This window comes from Helcococcus kunzii ATCC 51366 (assembly GCF_000245755.1).
GTDB classification, from domain to species: Bacteria; Bacillota; Clostridia; order Tissierellales; family Peptoniphilaceae; genus Helcococcus; species Helcococcus kunzii.
In genome coordinates this window covers 325,319-348,143 of sequence record NZ_JH601088.1, presented here as the reverse complement: position 1 = coordinate 348,143, position 22,825 = coordinate 325,319, and the positions used below count along the sequence as shown (strand labels likewise).

19 protein-coding genes are annotated in these 22,825 nt (G+C 29.3%); 4 read left to right on the top strand and 15 right to left on the bottom strand.

What is annotated here, in order from left to right:
* The 4 genes from HMPREF9709_RS09765 to HMPREF9709_RS01445 form a co-directional block, all read left to right on the top strand.
* Window positions 1–752 (top strand): aminopeptidase (locus HMPREF9709_RS09765; RefSeq protein WP_005397233.1); only part of this gene is annotated, 752 nt, incomplete at its 5' end.
* Window positions 753–762: 10 nt separating this feature from the next.
* Window positions 763–1,986 (top strand): aminopeptidase, encoded by a 1,224-nt coding sequence (locus HMPREF9709_RS01455; protein WP_005397232.1) that lies wholly within the window; start codon window positions 763–765, stop codon window positions 1,984–1,986.
* Between the two features lie 24 nt (window positions 1,987–2,010).
* Entirely contained in the window at window positions 2,011–3,048 is a 1,038-nt protein-coding gene (locus HMPREF9709_RS01450) for a D-alanine--D-alanine ligase family protein (protein WP_005397231.1), read from the top strand.
* The gene (locus tag HMPREF9709_RS01445; protein WP_005397230.1) at window positions 3,049–4,428 is read left to right on the top strand and encodes a UDP-N-acetylmuramoyl-tripeptide--D-alanyl-D-alanine ligase; all 1,380 of its coding nucleotides are present in this window, start codon (window positions 3,049–3,051) and stop codon (window positions 4,426–4,428) included.
* A gap of 490 nt (window positions 4,429–4,918) precedes the next feature.
* Here the strand turns inward: HMPREF9709_RS01445 and HMPREF9709_RS01440 are convergent, their stop codons facing one another.
* From HMPREF9709_RS01440 to HMPREF9709_RS01370, 15 genes are all read right to left on the bottom strand, one after another.
* Window positions 4,919–5,896 (bottom strand): hypothetical protein, encoded by a 978-nt coding sequence (locus tag HMPREF9709_RS01440; RefSeq protein ID WP_005397229.1) that lies wholly within the window; start codon window positions 5,894–5,896, stop codon window positions 4,919–4,921.
* Between the two features lie 184 nt (window positions 5,897–6,080).
* Window positions 6,081–7,160, bottom strand: coding sequence for an undecaprenyldiphospho-muramoylpentapeptide beta-N-acetylglucosaminyltransferase (locus HMPREF9709_RS01435; protein WP_005397227.1), 1,080 nt, complete (start codon window positions 7,158–7,160; stop codon window positions 6,081–6,083).
* Window positions 7,161–7,170: 10 nt separating this feature from the next.
* Complete coding sequence (serS, locus tag HMPREF9709_RS01430; RefSeq protein WP_005397225.1) at window positions 7,171–8,439, bottom strand: serine--tRNA ligase; 1,269 nt, start codon at window positions 8,437–8,439, stop codon at window positions 7,171–7,173.
* On the bottom strand, window positions 8,417–9,076 hold the full coding sequence (locus HMPREF9709_RS01425; protein WP_005397223.1) for an NAD(P)H-hydrate epimerase: 660 nt from the start codon (window positions 9,074–9,076) through the stop codon (window positions 8,417–8,419). Before HMPREF9709_RS01425 ends, serS begins: the two co-directional genes overlap by 23 nt.
* Window positions 9,061–10,023, bottom strand: a complete 963-nt coding sequence (locus HMPREF9709_RS01420; protein WP_005397221.1) for an ATP-binding protein — start codon at window positions 10,021–10,023, stop codon at window positions 9,061–9,063. The genes HMPREF9709_RS01425 and HMPREF9709_RS01420 overlap by 16 nt, the downstream gene beginning before the upstream one ends.
* Complete coding sequence (locus HMPREF9709_RS09465; RefSeq protein WP_005397219.1) at window positions 10,023–10,850, bottom strand: hypothetical protein; 828 nt, start codon at window positions 10,848–10,850, stop codon at window positions 10,023–10,025. Before HMPREF9709_RS09465 ends, HMPREF9709_RS01420 begins: the two co-directional genes overlap by 1 nt.
* On the bottom strand, window positions 10,840–11,421 hold the full coding sequence (locus HMPREF9709_RS01410; protein WP_005397217.1) for a GNAT family N-acetyltransferase: 582 nt from the start codon (window positions 11,419–11,421) through the stop codon (window positions 10,840–10,842). The genes HMPREF9709_RS09465 and HMPREF9709_RS01410 overlap by 11 nt, the downstream gene beginning before the upstream one ends.
* Window positions 11,414–12,742: a replicative DNA helicase gene (gene dnaB, locus HMPREF9709_RS01405; RefSeq protein WP_005397215.1), complete on the bottom strand. Its 1,329-nt coding sequence runs from the start codon at window positions 12,740–12,742 to the stop codon at window positions 11,414–11,416. The genes HMPREF9709_RS01410 and dnaB overlap by 8 nt, the downstream gene beginning before the upstream one ends.
* A gap of 22 nt (window positions 12,743–12,764) precedes the next feature.
* Window positions 12,765–13,208 carry a 50S ribosomal protein L9 gene (rplI, locus tag HMPREF9709_RS01400; RefSeq protein ID WP_005397214.1) on the bottom strand — a complete coding sequence of 148 codons (444 nt, stop codon included), beginning with the start codon at window positions 13,206–13,208 and terminating at the stop codon, window positions 12,765–12,767.
* On the bottom strand, window positions 13,208–15,184 hold the full coding sequence (locus HMPREF9709_RS01395) for a DHH family phosphoesterase (protein ID WP_005397212.1): 1,977 nt from the start codon (window positions 15,182–15,184) through the stop codon (window positions 13,208–13,210). Before HMPREF9709_RS01395 ends, rplI begins: the two co-directional genes overlap by 1 nt.
* Window positions 15,184–16,137, bottom strand: a complete 954-nt coding sequence (locus HMPREF9709_RS01390; protein ID WP_005397210.1) for a DUF2232 domain-containing protein — start codon at window positions 16,135–16,137, stop codon at window positions 15,184–15,186. Before HMPREF9709_RS01390 ends, HMPREF9709_RS01395 begins: the two co-directional genes overlap by 1 nt.
* Window positions 16,138–16,243: 106 nt before the next feature.
* The gene (locus HMPREF9709_RS01385; protein WP_005397208.1) at window positions 16,244–19,015 is read right to left on the bottom strand and encodes an ATP-dependent DNA helicase; all 2,772 of its coding nucleotides are present in this window, start codon (window positions 19,013–19,015) and stop codon (window positions 16,244–16,246) included.
* Between the two features lie 33 nt (window positions 19,016–19,048).
* Window positions 19,049–19,876, bottom strand: a complete 828-nt coding sequence (locus HMPREF9709_RS01380) for a purine-nucleoside phosphorylase (RefSeq protein ID WP_005397206.1) — start codon at window positions 19,874–19,876, stop codon at window positions 19,049–19,051.
* 219 nt (window positions 19,877–20,095) lie between these two features.
* Window positions 20,096–21,298 carry a C40 family peptidase gene (locus HMPREF9709_RS09460; RefSeq protein ID WP_005397204.1) on the bottom strand — a complete coding sequence of 401 codons (1,203 nt, stop codon included), beginning with the start codon at window positions 21,296–21,298 and terminating at the stop codon, window positions 20,096–20,098.
* Window positions 21,299–22,176: 878 nt separating this feature from the next.
* Window positions 22,177–22,617 carry a GNAT family N-acetyltransferase gene (locus tag HMPREF9709_RS01370; protein WP_005397202.1) on the bottom strand — a complete coding sequence of 147 codons (441 nt, stop codon included), beginning with the start codon at window positions 22,615–22,617 and terminating at the stop codon, window positions 22,177–22,179.
* Between the last annotated feature and the right edge of the window lie 208 nt (window positions 22,618–22,825).

Below are 22,825 nucleotides of genomic sequence, written 5' to 3'. Positions count from 1 at the left end.
ATAGTGAAAATCCTGTAGATGATTTATGGGAAGCTATTTTTAAAACAACAAGAGTTGATCTTGAAGATCCTGTCAAAGCTTGGGAAGAACATATTGAAAAATTATCTATTAAAGCTAATTGGTTAAATGATTTGGATTTGAAGACATTGAAATATAAAGCTTCAAATGGAACTGATTTAGAGATTGAATTACCTGAGGGGCATATATGGACTGCTTCATCAAGTGTAAACAGTAAGGGTGAAGAATTTGTACCAAATATGCCAACTGAAGAAGTGTTTACACTTCCACATAAAGATGGTGTAAATGGTATTGTATATGCTTCTAAACCTTTAATATATAAAGGAAATCTTATCGATGAATTTTGGTTAAGATTTAAAGATGGCGCGGTTGTAGATTTTGATGCAAAAGTTGGAAAAGAAACATTGCAATCTATATTTGATAAGGACGAAAGAGCTAGAAAACTAGGAGAAGTAGCATTAGTTCCATATGATAGTCCAATTTCAAATTCAAACATTTTATTCTACAATACATTGTTTGATGAAAATGCATCATGTCATTTGGCTTTAGGCAAGGCATATCCTACAACAATTAAAAATGGTGAAAATATGAGCGATGAAGAATTGGCAGCACATGGTGTGAATGATTCATTAGCGCACGAAGATTTCATGGTTGGTACACCAGATTTAGATATTATTGGTATAAAAAAAGATGGTACAGAAATACAAATTTTTAAAAATGGTAATTGGGCGTAAGGAGCAGAAAATGAGTTTACAAGAAAAAATTTCAATGCTAGCTGAACTAGCAGTAAAGATTGGTGTTAATGTTCAAAAAGGAGATATTGTAGAAGTACAAACTCCAGTTGAAAGAGTTAATTTAGCAAGAGAAGTCGTACAAAAAGCATATGATGCAGGGGCTAAAAAAGTTATCGTTACATATTTTGATGATGAAGTTAAGTTATTAAATTATACTTATGCTCCAGTAGAAGCGTTAAATGTTCCTGATTATGAATATGAAAAGTATGAAACTTTATTAAAAAATGATTTAAAACAAATATTCATTAAGGCTGTTGATCCAGAATTATTAAAAGATGTTGATCCAAATAAGATTGCTAAAGTTGAACAAGCTAGAGCAACAAAGATGCAACCACTTAAAAACTTTAGAATGAATGATATTACTTCTTGGACAATTATTTCAGCACCAACTGAAAGATGGGCTAAAAAAGTATTCCCAAATAGTGAAAATCCTGTAGATGATTTATGGGAAGCTATTTTTGAAACAACAAGAGTAAATAAAGAAAATCCTATCGAATCATGGAATAAAAATATTGAAACTTTAACAACAAAATCAAAATGGTTAAATGAAATGGAATTTGAATCATTACATTATACATCTTCAAATGGTACTGATTTAGTTATTGGATTACCTAAAGGACACATTTGGAGAGCTGCATATACTGCAAATAGAAAGGGTGAAACATTTGTACCAAATATGCCAACTGAAGAAGTGTACACAATGCCAAATAGAAATTTTGTAAATGGTAGAGTTTATTCTTCAAAACCATTAGCAAATAATGGTAATGTTATCGATGAATTCTGGGTTGAATTTAAAGATGGTGTAGTTGTTGATTTTGACGCAAAAGTTGGTAAAAGCGCTCTAGAAAATATATTAAATCAAGATGGAGATAAATCAAAAAGACTTGGTGAAGTTGCTCTAGTTCCTTATGACAGTCCAATTTCAAATTCAAATGTATTATTCTATAATACTTTATTCGATGAAAATGCATCATGTCATATCGCGCTTGGAGCTGCATATCCAACAACAATTAAAGGTGGAAATGAAATGTCACCTGAAGAATTATTAGAAAATAATGTAAACGACTCAATTATACATGTAGACTTTATGATAGGTACTAAAGATTTAAACATCGTAGGTAAAAAATATGATGGCACTGAAGTTCCTGTATTTAAAGATGGTAACTGGGCGTAGTTATTATCATATTTAGGAGGAAAAGTGGATATTCATATTTTATGTGGTGGAGAAAGCACCGAACACGAAATTTCATTAAGATCAGCAAAAAATATAATTGATAATCTTAATAAAGAAAAATACAATATTTCATCAACATATATTACTAAAGAAGGAAAATTTGTTCCTATTGGTAAAATTGAAGACAAATTAGAAAAACCGGAAGATTTAATTAGAGAAGCATATTTGACTAGACCAGAATCCATTATGCAATTCATTGATTTTATAAGTCAATTAGATGATCCAATGATCATCCCAGTTATCCATGGTACTACTGGTGAAGATGGACAAATACAAGGTTTCATAAAAACTCTTGGCTATAGATTTGTTGGTAACTCAATAGCTTCATCAGCTGTTTGTTTTGATAAATCACTTACAAATGAATTGCTTGAATTAAATAACATTCCTCAAGCTAAATATTTTGTTGTGACAAAACATAGATATCTAAGAGATGAAGAAAAAGACTCTATCATTTCAAATATTTTTGATAAATGTGGAGAAAATGTTTATGTTAAACCAGCAAGCAATGGCTCATCAATTGGTGTATCTAAGGCGACTAGAGAAAATATAATTGAAGCTTTGGATGAAGCATTTAAATATGACAATAAAGTTCTTGTTGAAGAAGAAATGAATGGTGTAGAGTTAGAAATTTCTGTAGTAGGAAACGAAAATCCTAAGGCTTCTTTAGCTGGTTCTTATGCGACTGAAAGAGAAATTTTCGACTACACTGCAAAATATCACGATAAAAATCTAGTGAGAAATGTACCTCACAAATTAAATATTACAGATGAAAAGAAAGTTAGAGAACTTGCAACAGATGCCTATGTAGCTACTGGTTGTGAAGGGTTTGCAAGAGTTGATATCTTTATGGATGAAAATCACGATTTCTTTGTGAATGAAATCAACACATTCCCAGGTATGACTCCTTCTTCCCTATCCGCTGATTTATGGGAAGCTACAGATGGTACAAGTTTCGAAACCTTATTAGATGAATTAATACAACTTGCAAATGAGAGGATATAGATGATTAATCTTAGATTAAAAGAAATTGCCGATTTAGCTGGTGGAGTTGTAAATAATGAAAAATTTAATGATTTGAATGTTAGCCAAATTTCAATAGATACTCGTACAATTTTCGAAGGTGAAATGTATATGCCAATCATTGGCGAAAAACTTGATGGTCATTTATTTATAGATAACGCGTTTGAAAAAGGTGCTATTGCCACCTTTTCAAAACGTGGAGAAATTGAAGATAGTGACGAAAGACCTATTGTTTGGGTTGATGACACCAATAAAGCATTTACAAATCTTGCACAAAATTATAGAATTAGTTTAGATATTAAGATAATTGGTATCACTGGTTCAAACGGAAAGACAACTACAAAAGATCTTATTTCAAATGTTTTAGAATCAAAATATTCTGTTAAAAAGACTTTTGGTAATCTTAATAATGAAATTGGTGTTCCAAGAACCTTACTAAGCTTTAGTAAAGATACCAATATTGGTGTTGTAGAAATGGGCACTGATGGATTTGGACAAATTGAAGCACTTACAAAGATGGCAAGTCCTGACATAGCAATCATTACAAATATTGGCGACTCACATCTTGAGCAATTAAAAACAAAAGAAAATATTGCTATTGAAAAATTACACATTATTGACGGACTTAAAGAGGATGGTATATTTTTATTTAACAATGATGATGAAATATTAAAATCCGAGTTTAAGAAAATTGATATGGATAAAAAAGTCATCTCTTATGGTATGAATGAAGATTCTGATTATGTCATCAAAATATTAAAATCAAGTCAATTTGGTACAAAATTCTCAATAAATGGCAAAGAATTCAGCATCGAACTTCTTGGTACACATCAAGTCTATAACGCTACTGTTGCATATATTATCGGAGAACTTTTTGAAATCTCCGACACTGACATACAAGAAGGCTTAAATAAAAAAGACAGAACAAAGATGAGATCTGAACTTATGTCTTGCCATGGATTTGACATACTTAATGACAGCTATAAATCAAATCCACAATCCTTAAGATCTGGTTTAGAAACACTAGAACTATTAACTGGGTATAGTAGAAAGATCGCCATTCTCGCTGATATGCTAGAATTAGGTAATGGCGAAATTGAACTTCATAGACAAATAGGACGAGAAATCGATCCAACAAAAATTGATTATTTATTATTATATGGACCATTGAGTAAATATATTTACAATGAAGCTGTGAAGAATTTCCTACCGACAAGAGTATTTTATTTTGATACAAAAGATAAATTAATCGACAAAGCAAAATATATTGTATCAAAAAATTCAATTGTATTTGTAAAAGGCTCTAGATCAATGAAACTTGAGGATGTAGTTGAAGTATTGGTAGATATGAAATTTGAATAGATAATTGTCCAAAATATTTATTGTTTATCACTATATTGTGGAAGACATCCATTAGGTATTGATGAAATATCTGACGCTAAAAACAATTTTAAGACCAGAACCCTTAAAAAATAAGGGAACTGGTCATTTTTTTATACTTTAGTCTCAAAAACTACTTTTGCTAATGGATTTTACTAGTGTTGGAATAGAAATTTAACTGTTTCTAAAAATTTACGAGGATAATTCCTATTTTCACATTTATCATCGTAGTAATTTAGACATTTGGACGAGGATAATTTTGCTTTTCGAATTTGTCATCGTCTATTATACGTTTTTTGTACGAGGATTTTCTCAATTTTCGAATTTATCATCGTAGGAATTTAGACATTTGAACGAGGATAATTTTGATTTTCACATTTATCATCGTCTATACCACGTTTTTTGTACGAGGATTTTTTTAATTTTCACATTTATCATCGTCTATTACCCACTTTTTGAACTAGAATTTACATTATTCTAAAGGAAGAGCATTAAAAGTCTTATAGTTATTGAATTGTTTTAGCTCGATTGTTTTATTATTACTTAAGTCAGTAAATTTATTATTCGCTGTATCCATTGATATCACTGTATCAGAATATGGTGTATAATACATACCATCTCCATCACTGATTTTTACAACTTCTTTTTTATCTGTAAAATTATATAATGATAAAAAAGAATTTCCATTTTCATGTTTATATTTTTCCATAATTAGCTTATTATTTTTGTTAAAGAATAAATTATTAATATATTCATCATTAGATAGTATATTTTCTTTATTACCATATTCATAAGCTGGCTTTCCCGATTCTATTACATAAATTTTATTATCTGCTTTCTGCAAATCAGTACCTTTTGGCACATTATATTCGTTTAATATTTTTTTTGTGTTAAAGTCATAAACTCTCAATGTATAAGTTTCATCATCTGATTGCAGCGAATCTAAGATAATATATAAATTATTTTTCAACACCTTAAAACCATGTATCATTTTATTAAAACTTACACATTCTTTCTCTTCAAATTTACAAATTTTGGATTTATTATCAAATTTTGAAGATTCAACAAAGTCTTCATTTACATTGTAATATAAAATACCTTCTTCCTCATCAATGTTATCTGAAGAAGTATCTAAGATTTTTTTGATAGTATTTTTATTTCTATCAATTTTTATAATTCCTTTGGAACCGTAATAATATATATTGTCTTTAAATTCTATAGCATTACTTAATATTAAATCATCAAATCTATTACTTTCTAAAAATTTCCCATCTTTATCATAGAAACTAAATATTGATCTCAAATCAACCTTAGAACTATTTGTAGATAAAGTGACGTATTTAGCATCTTTATTAATCACTTCTGAATTCTTGTGTTTATGTACACAAGCCGATAAAAGTAGACAAATAGCGAATATTACAAAACTAAAATATTTATTTCTTTTCTGCATATGAATAATTCCTTATTTTAAATTATTAACATTAGTATCAAGAAAATTTTAGCATATAGTTAAAATAAAATCAATTTATATACATAAATTTACTAGTATATCTCTAGTAAAAATATTTGAATCTAAAAGGAGCTATTACAAAATAACCAAAAAGTTATTTTATAACAGCTCCTCTTATTATATTCTATTTTTTCTTTATCTCAACTAATTTATCATATATTACTTTTACGGTATCATCAAAGTTAAATTTAGACATGTTTGTTTTATAAAGGTCCATATCGTTGTAGACTTTGTCGATTAGAGCAAGCATTTCTTCATTTGATGTTTTGTCTTCATCTGCCATTATTCCAAAGCCATTTTCTTCGAAGGATTTTGCATTATCAAATTGATCGCCTCTTGATTGTGACGTTGGCAATGGTACAAGTATCATTGGAATCCTATAGTATAGGAATTCAAAGATTGCATTGGAACCAGATCTTGAGATGACTGTGTCGGATAAGGCGAATACATGTTTTAGATTTTCTTTTATGTATTCAAATTGGTAATATCCATCCCTAACTACTGAATTATCAAGGCTATCTTTTCCACAGGCGTGAATGACATTGTATTTTTCAGTTAAAAAGTCAATGTTTTCTCTTATAAATCGGTTAATGAAATGTGCTCCAAGGGATCCCCCCATCGCTAAAAGAGTAGGTTTGTTGTTTTTTATGCCTAACCATTCTCTCGCAATGGCACTATTTCCACCAATTAAGTCTTCTCTAATAACTGGACCTAAAAACTTACCTTTACCAGATTTTATATATTTTTCAGTTTCTGGAAATGTTGTAAATACTGTGTTTACAAATGGTTGCGCAAGTTTATTTGCAAGTCCTGGTGTTAGGTCGGACTCATGGGTTACGGATGGCACCCTATTGACCCATCCACCAACAAGTACCGGTACTGAAACAAATCCTCCCTTTGAAAAAATAACACTAGGTTTTATTTTCATTATTTTAAATATGGATTGTATTGTACCACCAATAACCTTAAAGACGTCTAAAATATTTTGAAATGATAGATATCTTCTTAATTTACCAGTTGCTATAGGGATGTATTTTACACCTTCAATATCCCCGACTAATTCTCTTTCTATACCATTTTTTGAACCGATATAGTAAATATCCCATCCTTCTCGCTTTAGCATGGGTATTAATGCTAAATTTACAGAGACATGTCCAGTCGTACCCCCACCAGTAAGTACAATACGTTTATTTTCTTTCTTCATTAATGATTCCTTATTTCGTAATTTTATCCTTGTTAAAATATCTTCTTAATACTTCTGGTATTGTTACGCTTCCATCTTCATTTTGGTAATTTTCAAGAATTGCTGCAAATGTACGTCCTACTGCTAAACCTGAACCGTTTAATGTATGGACAAAGTGTAGCTTTCCATTTTCGTCTCTATATCTTAGATTTGCTCTTCTTGCTTGGAAATCTTCAAAGTTTGAACATGAGGAAATTTCCACATATCTGCCATATGAAGGCATCCATACTTCTATATCATAAGTTTTTGCTGATGAAAATCCTAAATCACCAGATGATAACAATACAACTCTATATGGAATGTCCAATAATTGTAATATCTTTTCTGCATCATTTGTCAATTTTTCTAATTCATCATATGAATCTTCTGGTTTAGCCAATTTAACAAGCTCTACTTTATCAAATTGGTGGTTTCTTATTAAACCTCTAGTATCTCTACCTGCAGATCCTGCTTCTTGTCTAAAGCAAGGAGTGAATGCTGTATATTTAATTGGTAAATCTTTTACATCTAATATTTCTTCTTTTCTATAATTTGTTACTGGAACTTCCGCTGTTGGTACTAAGAAATAATCTTTACTTGGCAAGTGGAATGCATCTTCTTCAAATTTTGGTAGTTGTCCTGTACCAATCATTGATTGTCTATTTACCATATAAGGTACACCAAGCTCAGTATAACCAGCTTCTTCAGTATGAGTAGTAATCATGAAATCAGCTATAGCTCTTTCAAGTTTTGCACCCATTCCCTTAAATATAGAGAATCTTGCTCCTGTAATTTTTGCTGCACGTTCAAAATCTAAAATACCAAGATCAACACCTAAATCCCAGTGAGCTTTTGGCTCAAAGTCAAATGTACGTGGTTCACCATATTTTCTGATTTCTACATTGTCGCTATCATCTTTTCCTAAAGGAACTTCTTCATTAGGTAAATTTGGAATGTACATTAATTTATTTTTAATGTTTTCATCTAATTCCTTTAATTTTTCATCTAATTCTTTTATTTCTTTAGATAATTCCTTCATTTGTTTAAAAATTGGAGTAACATCTTGTCCTGATTTTTTTAATTCAGGTATAGATTTAGAAACTTGATTTTGTTCTGCTTTCTTTGATTCTACATCTGTAATTATTTCTCTTCTTTTTTCATCAAGTTCAATGATTTCTTGTATAGGAAAATCACCATTTCTTTTGCTTAACGCTTTAATTACTTTATCTTTATCACTTCTAATAAGTTTTATGTCTAACATTTCGTCCTCTTTCAAATAATCCTATTTTTTCAACTACTACATCAAATCTACTATTGTCTATTAAGCCTTTTTTTATTTTATGAAATGTAACAACTAAGTCGCTATCCACTCTTAAAAAATGAGTTTTTCCCGTATCAAAATCCATCCCTGTTGGTAAATCAACGGATATGGCGTAGATCCTAGACTTGTTGATACAATCAATTATGTATTCGGTAGTTCCTTTGAAATTCGCTTCAAATTCTCTACCGCTTATGGCATCAATTATTGTATTTACTCTATTTAAATCAGAAGATAAATTTTGTAACTCTTCTAATGTTTCTAAATAGCTAATCTTTATTTCTAAGTTTTTTACGAGTTCTAATTGTTTCTTAAACTGCTCTGTCGCTTGGTCTTTATTATCCACAATATAAACTTCGACATATTTCTTTTCCGATTTCAAAAGCCTCGCACAAGCAAGCCCTATTGCACCATTTTCTGTAATGCCCGAAATTATAGCAAAAGTTTCCCTTATAGATAAATCTATATGTTTCAATATCTTTATCGCAGCATTTTCGATAATAATGTCATAAGGTATTTTTAATTCTTCCAAATTATACTTTAACAATTTTGCATAATCGTCTCTTAATATGATGTCCATTTGCTAATCCTTATATCATTTCCGTAAAAATGTCTTGAAAAGTATTCGCCAACAATTCTCGAGTAAATTCTCATATCATATTTCGCTCTAAGCTGTTCAGTATTTAGATTTGACGATATTATTACTGGTAATTTTTTTACCAATCTTTTATTAATAACTTCAAATACTGCAGACTTCGAATTTTCATTTATTGGGTTTGATCCCAAATCATCAATTATTAACAAATCAGAATTAAATATCGAATCAAATCTTGGACGTAACTCTGATTTCTTTTCTGAAAAAGCATATTTATATTCTAGTACCTCATTAACCAAATCTGTTTCTGTAAGATAAACTACTGAATGGCCATCTTTTAGAACTTCATTTGCTATACAATTTATCATAAATGTTTTACCCGTACCAACGGGTCCAAATAAATATAAATTTAATGATTCATCACTGAAATTTGTCGCATATTCAAAAAGTTCTTCTTTTATTTCCTTCATATTTTCATATGGGCTTATTAATTCACCATTCTGTCTATCTCGTCTAAATAGTGATAAGTCAAAATTATCAAAATTTTGCGTCTTCAAGATTTCCTCAATCTCACTATTTTCAAATAATTGTTCTATTTTTATTCTTTTTCTACAAGAACAAATTTTTGTACCATCAACACCTGTATCCTTGCAAATATCACAATGATATTTCATCTCTAAATAATCTAAAGGAAAATTGTTTTTTTCTAAAAGATTATCTCTTTCTTTTTCCAATACCTCTATTTCAGCAGTTATTTTATCGGTATTGGCATCATGCACTAAATTTCGTATTCTCTCTAGATTTTTCTTTGTAATTTGTTTCTCAATTTCAGCAATCCTAGGTACTTTTTCAAAAACTTCATGTCTACGTTTTTCTAAATTTATTTCATTTTGTCGTCTTCTATCTTCTAAAATTTCTTGTACCGTCTTCATCAATCCTCCCTTTTCTTTTTAATAGGAAGTTTTCTCTTCATTTTGTCCTGTACAAATTTTAATCTTTCTTCTCTAGTCATTCGATTATCCGAAGCAGCAAGACTGTCTTTATTTGGTTTTTCAGAAGAATAGTTTTGTTTTTCAACTTTCTTCTCTTCCTTAGCCTCAGACTTTTGAGTTAGATAAAGTTCTAGTTTTTCCATATCAGTCGCTCCATCAATCATCCAATTTCTAATGGTAGCCATGATTGGATCAACAGCCTTTATTCCTCTCACGTTGGATGCCATCATGTATGCATAAGACATAAAATCAGGAGTAACATTGAAATCATTCATTGTTTGTAAAACTTTTCTAATCTCTCTTGGATCTAGTTGTATTGGTGTATCAGATCCCGAGCTTATAAATTCTTCAATATTTTCAATCAATGTCCTTGACTGTACCGCCTCTTCGCTATTATCGTAAAGTTCTTGGTCAGATTCTGGACTATCTGTAGTTTTCGAAATATAATTTTCACCTGTAATATCATACATGGAGTCAATATATTGAAATCTTATTGACTTGAAGATATAGCTATCATTTTTTCTTTCAACGACACCTTCATCTATCCAGTATTGCCAAGCATCTACTACCTGTCCTTCTGTAAGCCCCATTTCTCTTGCAATATTTTCATTTGTTAGATCAGTTTTACCAGAGTATGCATTTGAAAGAGCATAAAGATATACTTTGATTTGTACATCATTTGCTCTTGATAGAAATGTGTTAATAAACATATTTTCAATTGGAGTTGTCCCTAAATCAAGAAAATTATTCTCTATTTCAAATTTCATCAAAGTACTCCTGTCTTTTTAGATTCATTAAATATATTTTTGTAAAAAGTTTACCATCTTTTTCAATAAAATCGTCTTTATATTTTATATATTCTGGTTTAGATAAATCTAATCTTTGATTTTCAAATTCTATATATTTTGATGAATTAATCTTAAAACCAAATTTCTTATATAGCTTTATCGCTCTATCATTCCATGAATTTACTTCTAAATCTAATCTTCTCATTCTTAAATCATTAAAATAGTAATCAAGAAAATCTTTTAAAACGGCACTTCCATAACCTTTTGAAGTCCATTTTGAATCAAAAACTATACCAAGTTTCGCTGTTTTCAATAATTTATTTATCTCTTTAATACCGATATACCCAATCATCTCATCTCCAACATAAATCGAAAAATAAGATGAATTAAATCTTTTTTGTTTTGAGATATACCAAAACTGTTTTTCTCTCTCTGTTAGATTATTATAGTTATAGCCTACAAATAAAGGACTTTCAAAAGAAGTCCATTCCTTTAATTTATCACCGTCTTCCAAAGTTAAAGGAGACCATTTAAACTCTAAATTACTCATTGTAGTCAGGGTCCAAATCGTAAAATTTCGTATTTTCTTTTTTGAAGAATAATTTTACTGTACCTGTCGGACCATTTCTGTGTTTACCAACTATTACTTCAATAGTATTTTGCTCTTCTGCATCTTCATCGTAATAATCATCTCTATATAGCATCATTACAACGTCCGCATCCTGTTCAATAGCACCTGATTCTCTAAGGTCGGATAACATCGGTCTCTTGTTTGATCTTTCTTCAGATTTTCTAGATAATTGAGAAAGAGCTAACACTGGAATGTTTAACTCTTTTGCTAATGCTTTTAAGCCTCTAGAAATATTTGAAATCTCTTGTTGTCTATTTTCGTTTCTTCCAACATCAGTTGTCATCAATTGCAAATAGTCGATTACAATTAAATCAAGACCGTGTTCAATCTTCATTCTTTTAGACTTTGCTCTTAACTCGGTTAAAGAAATACTTGCTGTATCATCAATATACATATCAATTTCTTTGATTTTCTCAGCTTTTTTATATAACAGTTTCCAGTCATCAGATGAAATTTTACCAGAAATTATATTTTGCAATTCTACATTTGACACAATAGATAAAACTCTTTGCAAAATTTGTCTTCTACTCATTTCCAGAGAAAATACAGCAACTCTTTTTCCACTCAATGCTGCATTTACCCCCATATGAATTCCCAAAGCAGTTTTACCTACGGATGGTCTAGCTGCTAATAGTATAAAATCTGAATTTTGTAAACCTGATAATTGCCTATTTAAATCTCTAAAACCAGTCGTAATGCCAGTAATATCTCCTTCATTTTGAGACATTTCCAACATATGAATGAATGTTTCATCTAATGTTTCTGATGCTTTTACCAATCCTTCATTGTTGTCATAACTACTTAATTTAAATAAATTTTCTGAAAACAGTCCAATTAATTCTTCAGATGAAGAATTAGAATTTACTACCTTATTTGTAATGTCATTACCTAAAGTTAGTAATTGTCTTAACATAGATTTTTCTTTTACAATATTTAAATAAGCTTCATAATTTACTCTATAATACGAATCATCAACTAAGTTCATGATATATGTTTCATCACCAACTTCTGATAAAAGTCCCATAGTCTCAAGTTTATTGTTTATTGTGGCAAAATCTATTTGACTACCTTCCATATTTAGAGCTTGAATAGCTCTAAATACTATTTGATTTCTAATATCATAAAAATCATTTGCTACTATTTTTTCAAGTAAAATATTTACTAAATCATCGTGAATAATTGCAAGACCCAATATCGATTTTTCTGTTTTTATATCACTTGGAATGTAAACTTCTGTCATTTTATTCACCTTGTTTTAATTTTTATAATGATTTAACTTCTACCTTTAGATTTGCTACCATTTCTGGAAATACTCTTACATTTACTGAATAATTGCCAACATTTTTAAAATTATCTGACATTTCAATTTTCTTCTTATCAACATCAAAACCTTTTTCTTCTAAAGCTTTTGAAATATCTTGAGAAGTTACGGAACCGAATAATTTACCGTCATCACCAGATTTTTTATTTACAACTACAGTAATGCTTTCTAATTTTCCTTTCAAAGCTTCTGCTTCAGCTTTATTTTCTTCGAATTCTTCTTTTCTCTTTTTATTTTCTTCTTTCCATTTTGCAATATTTTCTTTTGTAGCTTCAATTGCCATTCCATGAGGAATTAGTAAGTTTCTCGCATGTCCGCTTTTAGCATTTACTAATTCGCCTTCTTTTCCTAATCCTTTAACATCTTGTTTTAATATAACTTTCATTATTCCTCCTCAGAATATTCTTTAATTGCTTTTTTTAGTAATTCTTTCGCTTCATCTAAGCTTACATCCAATTGAGTAGCAGCCACAGTTCTATGTCCACCACCATTCAATTTTTCCATAATCAATTGTACGGAAACATCACCCTTGGATCTAGCAGATATATGAACTTTCCCTTTTGATAGAGTAAATACAAATGATGCTAGCATATTTTGAATGCTTGCCAACTCATCTGCAGCTTGTGATGCGATAAGCGTTGATTCATCTATATCATGATTAAAATATCCAAAGATATATTTTCCATCATAAATTTCTGAATTTGCAATAATTTCAGATTTATTTCTTATAGTTTCTAAATCTTCGCTAAATAAGCTATTTACTATCGAAGTGTCAGCTCCATGTTGTTTAAGTACAACCGCCGCTTCAAAAGTTCTTATACCTGTTTGTTGATTAAATCTCTTTGTATCTGTGATAATACCAGACAATAGCCCTTCTGCTACAACTTTATTGATTTCGACTTTTTCATTCATATACATAAGCATTTCTGTAACAAGCTCTGATGCAGAAGATGCATATGGCTCTACATAATTAAGTATAGCATTTTCAATGTAGTCATTTCCTCTTCTATGGTGGTCTATAACAACAACCGTATCAGTTTTTTCAAAGATTCTAGGTTCTTCAACACTATTCGCTCTGTGATTATCTGTAACTATAAATAACGAAGAGTGATCTGCTAAATCAAATGCTTCATCTGGTGTTATGATACTATCTTCTAAATCTTCAATACTTTTTACAGCATAATGATAAAGATTTTCTATTGCTGGAGTAACTTCTGATAAAACAATATAGGCTTTTTTGCTCTGTGTTTTAGCAGCATACCACAATCCCAATGTCGAACCAAACGAGTCCATATCAGGATTTTTATGACCAGATATTATCACTTTATCTGATTTTGAGATAAGTTGAGATAAGGCATGAGCAATTACCCTTGCTCTAACTTTCGTTCTCTTTTCTGTAGCTTGATTTTTGCCACCATAATAGAATATCTCATCACCAGTTTTTAATACAATCTGATCACCTCCACGACCAAGAGCAATATCAAGTGCACCATTTGCGGACTTTTCATTTTGTCTTGGGCTATCTTCATTATATCCTGTACCAATTGATAATGTTGGAGCCAGTGTATTTCCTAGTGAAACATTTCTAACTCTTTCTACAAAACTAAATTTATCTTCAAGCATTTCATCTAAAGTTGTTTTATATAATGCAGCAAAATATCTGCTATTTTCATTTTTGATGATTAGACTTCCGTATTTATGGAAATATGAAGTAATTATACTATCTATTTCCGCTAAAACTAGAGGTTTTCTCTCACTAGGAGTGTTAGTATTAATCTCTTCAAAATTATCAATTCTTATATTCATAATTACTAATTTTTCATTTTCATAATTACTAAATACTCTCTCTTGTTCTGTTATATCGACAAAATACAACATCTTCATTGGACTTTTTAAGTCTTCACTAGTTTCATTTATATGAACTTCATAAGTACGAAGTGCATATTGTAAAGTAAATTTTTGTTCTTCGTTAAATAATGCTTCTTCCTCTATTTCAGGAATTACATTATATATTTTTTTATCAATTAATGAATTCTTTTCTTTTACCATTTCCTTAAATTTAGAATTGTACCACGATAATTGAGAATCTTTATTTAATACAACAATCGGAAATGGCATATTAAATACAGCGTTTTTTGTAAATCCTTCAAAGGCAATATCTAATGTATCGATATAGTCTTTAAACTCTTCTTGTTTTTTTGTATATACATCATACGCATTGTATGCTGTAATCGTAAATAATAAGATACCTACAATACCAAGATAAATATTTAAAGCTAATAGTATCACTGTTAATATCAATACGGCAATTGGAGCAATCCAATCGCTTATATTGTCTTTATTTATGAATTTATTAAGCATTACTTCCTCTTTCTTATGGGAAATTGTTTACTAATATTAAAGAATAAATCTAACATTCCAAACACAGCTACAAATGTATATCCTTGTAGAAACACTACAAATAATAACATAATTGCTATAAATGTGATTTTCCCTATTTTGTTTTTTAATAAGTTATATGCGGCATTTACCCCATTAATAAATAATAAAAATAGTACTAGAAAAGATAGATTATTCTTTATGACTTCTGAATTATTTATGTTCAAAATCATTATAACAAAATAAACTACAGCCATTAAAAGTACTGATTTTTTTATCGTATCTTTTAGATTTATCCCTTTTTTATTTATTTCAATAAAACTATTTTCTTCTGTCCTATTTAATAAATTAACACTCGCAATAGTATTAGTTGTTGAAAATACCAGTCCTGAAACAAGCATAAGTGAAGGTATAATGCTTATAGAGTAATTTATCAAATCTCTAACTCTCTTCATATACATTTCGTTATTTACAGCATCTATCCTAATATCTTCGCTTATAAACTTCTCAAAGGAATCAATTATTTGTTTAGTACTATCTTTTATCAATACCGCTAAATCAATATTGTAAATGTAAGTAACTAATATTATATACAAAGATATAAGTAATACAAATAACATTGAACTTGTGAAAATAATCTTATATATATTTTCATTCTTTTTTATCATATTTGCAATAAATAATGTCAACACTAGCATTATAGCAATTATCAAAGCTATACTTAAATAATCCACAAAAAGTGCTAATCCGACACAAGTTAAAATCAATGTGGCGATAAACTCCTTAGGACCATATTTTAAAAATATTACTATTGATGGTACTAATAAAAACAACATTGTAAAACCAATAGTTTGTGCAGTATATAAAATCAATAATGAAATTGCACTGGTCATTACAATATCTAAAAAATACGTGATTTTACGATTTTTATCCATATAAACTCCATTCTATAAAGTCTATTATATCAAATCTATCGCCATTAATCAGCTTTTTCATAAAAAAACTAGGTAATTTAACAAATTGCAAATCACCTAGTTTTGTTTATTTATCTTCAAATTTTTTATTTAAGAAAAATCTTAAAAGAGAATTAGGATTATTGCATGAATCTGTAAATGTAAAATTCCTATTTTCTATCTCTTTAACTGTATCATCAATTTTTTGCATTAATTCTTCATTTTTAGCTTTATCAAATTCAAATGTGTATAATGATTGTTTTGCATGTAAGTTTGTAAAATACAATGACATTGAAGATATATCAATATTTTTTGTCTTCTTAAATAAATAAGCATAGAGATTAATTTGATAGAAATACTTTACCATAGATGGATGATTTCCAAATTCATCAGGTGCATTTCCCGTCTTAAAGTCAATAATATGATATTTATCATCTCTTTTTACTATCATATCAACATTACCATTTAGCACATATTCGTCAGTAGAGTATATAATATTCAGCTCACTTTCAAGAGGCTGACCAAACTGATTAATAAAATCATAGTATTTTTCTACTTCATTTATAGCCTTATCCACATCTTCTTTGGTTAGCATATAAGCTCCATGCAAGAATTTCTGTCTTGCATTTAAGGTGACCAATTTTGCAATCTCTCTCTTGTCAAAATAATTTTTCTTTATTAGCTGTTTATTGATAAATTCAATACTTTCATGGACTAGAGAACCATAATATAAACCCTTAGTCTTTGGATAAGAAAATTTCAATTCTCTTTCATAGAAATATGCTATTGGACATTCATTAAATGGCACAATATCAACGGTGTATGAATAAGATTTTCTAGTTTTATTTTCTTTTACAGGTCCTCTTTCTATATTTAATTCTTTAATATTTGGCGTATCTAACTCATTAATGATATCTAAAAATATGTCATTTATTGGTTGAAAACTACTTTCTAGTCCAGATAATACTAATAAATTTTTTGCCCTGGAAAATCCTGTATAATACTTTCTATAAAAATCTAATAAATTGGCGTATTCTATCGGCTCAAAGTCGACATTGTCAGAAAAATCAGCCAAAATATTATCCAAGATATTGTCTAATTTTGATTCATATCTATCATAGATTTTATCCCATAGTGAAGCCATTATCACAACAGGATATTCCATACCTTTTGAGGAATGAATGGTCATCGCACTTATAGAATTTTCCTCTGGTATCTTAGTATCTTCTTCAAATTCTTTTACATTTTGATCTTTGATAAATCGGATAAAACTATAGAAGAATCTATTTATAAATTCTATAATATTATCTTGATTAATAAAATAAATTTGATTTATTAAAGAAAATGTATTTAGTAATTCTATAAAACGTGATAATTTCTTAGCACGTTCTTCTTCATTCATATAGTCATAAAATGGACGATAAGCAAATAATCTATAAACTATGTCATGTAAACTTAGTTGAAATTTATCCCCTGTCACATAGGCTGACATTCTTTCAATAAAGTCATCCAACTCATCATATCTTAACTTTGACTTATAAAAATTATCTAAACATCTATCTAAAAATACTTGTGTATCTCTATCCCTGTAATTTACCTCTTTATCGATTACTTTCTTAAATAAATAATAAAGAGCACCAATTAATTTCAATATCTCTATCTGAGAAATTAAAGTATTTGTTTTTGGAGAATATACATCAATACCATTTTTCTTAATATTTGAAATGAGTCTTTTTGCTCTTTCATTGTTTATAGAACTAAATAAAATAGCCACTTCGTTAAAATTATTTATCGCTTCATTTTTCTTTAATTCCAAAATAAAATTTGTAGTTTTTTCAATCCATTCTTCCTCAGAGTTTTCATAAATTTTTACAACTTTATTTGTATCAGTAACTCTATCTGAAAAAAGTAATTTATTGTGTCGATATGGTTTTAATTCAGGATTTTTATTGATTAAATCATTTAAAAAGTTTGAATAAAACTTGATTATACTATCATCAGAACGATAATTGTGCATTAGTTTAACAACTTTTGTATCCTTAAATTTTTTATTGAAATGTAAAATATTTTTTACCGTTGCCCCTCTAAATCTATACAAACTTTGATCATCATCACCGACAACACAGATATTGTTGTTTTCATTTAATAACAAATCAATAATCTTCTCTTGAACAATATTTGTATCTTGATATTCATCAATCATTATATAGTTAATCTTTTTATTTAAGGCTAATTTTACATTTTCATTTTCTTTCAACAATTTATATGTGTACAAAAGTATATGTGAAAAATCAATCATATTGTATATTTCAAGTATTTCTTCATATACTTTAGCTATTTGAAAAATAGTATTTTGTACAGGATTATCTGATTTTCTTTCTAATATACCTTCTTCAGCTAATTTATTTACAATTTTCACTATATCTTTTACTTCACGCTTTTGATTTATAACAGTACCATATCCTTGTATTTCTCTAAATTTGTTGATATAGCATTCAATTAAATATGCCTGTTCAATTTCATCAATTTGTACATATCCATTTTTTAGAGGTGTATATTCAATATATTCATTTAAAATGTTTATCGCTATTGAATGGAAATTCCCCAATAACATATCATTGACATCTTTATTAATATTTTTCTCGCTAAATTTCAATGATAATCTATCTAATAGCTCAAAAGCTGCTTTATTTGTAAATGTTGAAAGTAAAATTTCAGAAGGATCAATCCCTAAATCAGACACCATATGCATTACACGTTCTACTAATGTGTAAGTTTTACCCGTACCTGGTCCTGCAATTATTAATACCGGACCATCAATTGTATTTATGGCTAACTCTTGTTGTAAATTATTTTTCATAATGACCTCTAGAGACCTTTCCTTATCATTTCATTATTTCAATGTTTTTATAAAATCTAAAACTAACTCAATAAAATATTCAGAAGCACTTTCCCCTGCTTCAATAACTTCTTGTTCAGATAATTCAACTTCTGAAATACCTGATGCTAAATTAGTAATTAAAGATATACCACACACTTTCATTCCCATATGTCTTGCAGCCATAGCTTCAATTGCAGTAGACATGCCGACTGCATCACCACCTAGTATACCAACTACTTTTACTTCTGCAGGTGTTTCATAAGCTGGACCAGACACTTGACAATATACCCCATTTTGAATAGGTAACTTTTTATTTTTTGCAATTTCTTCAATTCTGTCTGATAATTCTTTATTATAAACTTCTGTCATATCTGGGAATCTTGTGCCAAGCTCCCCGATATTTCTTCCCATTAAAGGAGATTCTACAAAAAATGTAATATGATCTCTAATTATCATCAAATCTCCAATACTAAAGTTTTTATTTACACCACCTGCTGCATTTGTTACAAGCAAAGTCTTTGCTCCCATCATTCCCATTAATCTTGTAGGCATAATGGTATCAGAAGCACTATATCCTTCATATCTATGAACTCTTCCTTGCATGATAACAGTTGGTACGCCTTCAATATTTGCAAATACAAATCTTCCTTTATGGCCAGGTGCTGTTGACACTGGGAAACCTTCAATTTCATCATAAGAAATCTCATCAACAACTTCTACTATATCAGCTAATTTACCAAGACCAGATCCCAATGTGATCGCCAACTCTGGCTTAAAATCTATTTTAGATTGTATATCTTTTAATGCAACTTCTAATTTTTCATAAACTGGATTACTCATTTTCTCTCCTTTAAATATGTATTTATCATAATTATAATATATTTCATTTAAAAAACAAAATAGAGACTAATATAAAACAACTTTTTAAGTCGCTATAAAAGTCTCTACTTTTGTAATGATTATTTAATCTCAAAAAAGGTACTCATTTGGCGATTAAACTATCTTATATTCAATTTTAACAATCACCATTATAAATAATCATTTTAATATTTTCTATTTTTAATATCTTTTTGCAAATTGGAAACGAGTTCTAAAGAAGTTTGAATTTAATGAAACTTCTACCACACCAATTCCATAATCTGAAGCGTGGATAATACCACCATTTCCGTTATAAATACCTACATGGTAAATATTTGTTGCTGAATCACCATAAAATAGTAAATCTCCAGCTTGTAAGTTTGATGGACTAACATATTGACCACCTTGAGATTGTCCTCTTGATGTTCTTGCAAGTGTTGCACCCTTAACTTGTGTCAACACATATGATGTAAGTCCTGAACAATCAAATCCCATACCTGGATTTGAACCACCAAATACATATCTTAAACCAATATATTTTCTAGCTTCTCTTACAATCTCTTGTCCAATATTTGAAGAATAAATAGGTGTAACTATATCTGTTTCTGAACTTAATTTTGATGATGAATCACCAGAATTTGGATTTATCCAAGCACCTGGTACATTCTTTTGTTTTGATAAATTCAACATACCATCAAAACTCTTATAAATATAGTATTCTCCAGCTGCTAAAGTTGTACTTGCATTTCTACCACTCTTTGCATATGCAGCTGTTATATATCCAGCTTTTGAACCATCTAATTTATATTTTCCACTTTCAACTTTAGTAGTAGATGTATTTTCCTTTACTACTGGTCTTTCAACCTTAGTCACAATTTTTTCTACACTATTTACCCAACCACCAGGTTGATTAGCAACTCTAGAAATATTGTATGCACCATTAAATTTCTTATAAACATAATATTCACCAGCAGCATATGTACCTCTGCTGTTTCTTTGAGCTTTTGCATCATCTGCACTAAAGTAAATCTTTGTAGGTGAAGATAATTTAACTTTATTGCCACTCACTGTAACAATTTCTTGTTTTTCCACTCTAGAACTTGACTGTGCTACAAGAGTTTTTCCATTATCAGACTTTTTAACCCAAGCCCCTGGCACACCTTCTGATCTTGAAATATTTACATAATCATTTAATTCCTTATAAATAAAATACTCTCCAGCACCATATGTACCACGTACATTTACGCCTCTACTCGCGTCATCTGTACTAATAAAAGTCTTCACACTTTTATTTAATTTATATTTTCTATTAGCAGCATCTGAGATTGATGGCAGTAGTGATGTTGATACAACTGCAGTTGCTAAAAGTGTGTAACCAATTTTCTTTAATGAATTCTTGTTCAATTTCCTACCTCTTTCTTCCTAGCTATAATATGTACTTAATTTAATTTATTTGTAACTTTTGTAATCTTTTTGTAACTGTTTATATTATAGTCAATTCAATAAAATATAGCAATTTTTAAGTAAAAATAGTTACAAATAAGTATACTTTGTTACATATTTGTAACTTCCTTAATAATTTTTTAATATTTTCATATCGAAGCGGGTTGAAATGTTGGAATATAGCTAAAATTTCTAAACATTTTTTTGGGGGGGTGGGGGTTTTGGTAGTTGGGGATTTTGAGGGTTGGGGGTTTTTATGAGGGATTAGGTGGTTATTTGGCATTTGTAGGAATGGAGATTTTTGGGTATTTAGGTATAGGAAGTTGTTAGGAGGAATGGAGCTTTTCTGCCGTTTTGGGGTTGGAAAGTGTAGGAGGAATGGTGGTTTTTTTGCTGTTTTGGGGTTGGAAGTTGTAGGAGGAATGGTGGTTTTTCTACGGTTTTGGGATTGGAAAGTGTTTAGAGGATGGACGCTGCGCGGAGGATAAATGTATATTTTGCGATTTTGGACCATTCCCACAAAAATTTACTTGGTAAAATGAAATATTCAAAATTACAAAGTAGTAAATTATATAGTTTTACTTGGTAAAATTGAAATAACAAAATAACCAAGTAATAAATTCATTGCAATTACTTGGTAAAATTGAAATAACAAAATAACCAAGTAAAAATTTCATTGCAATTACTTGGTAAATTGAATTATTTAAAATAACAAAGTAAATTTCTCAAAATTTCATCAAAAAAATACTTGGTTATTTTTAAAATCAATAATAACCAAGTAAATACACAAAAATATCTACTTGGTAATTTCAATAAATTAAAAATTCCCAAGTAATATTTTACTCATTAACCATTTGCAAATAACAAATTGGGGCAAAATCAAGTCTTTCATATAACTTAATAGCTCTATGATTGGATTCCTCAACCTCTAATCTGAATCTTTTTGCATCAGGATATTTCTCCATTATCCTAGAAAAATACTCACTCGCAATTCCCTTACCCCTATATACATCTTCTATATATAAATCTTCAAATTGCACAGTCTTCCCTGCAACCTCAGTCGCATAATATGAAGTCAAAGTACCAAAACCAACCAACTTGTCCCCATAATATATCTCTATACCATCAATATTTTGCTTTCCTTCTAAAATATCGTCCAGTAAATTAATTACAATGTGCTCTTCCAATGGATCTGTAAGAGCTGGCGATGTAAAAAATGCTAAAAGCATTTCCAACAACCTATTGTAATTCTCTTTTTTGAAATATTCAAAACTTATCATAATAACTCCTAATCTTATATAACATATCACATAAATACATTAATAGTTTAGCCAATGTCTGACTATTTAGCAAGTATTGTCAGAAATTTGTTTTAATGTTGTAATTTGTATTTTGGGAGGATTTATCGGCCAGAACATATTTTATCACATTCCTTTTGTTCCCCTTTATACCCCCCTACGGTATATTTAGGACCACGTCTATTTTTTT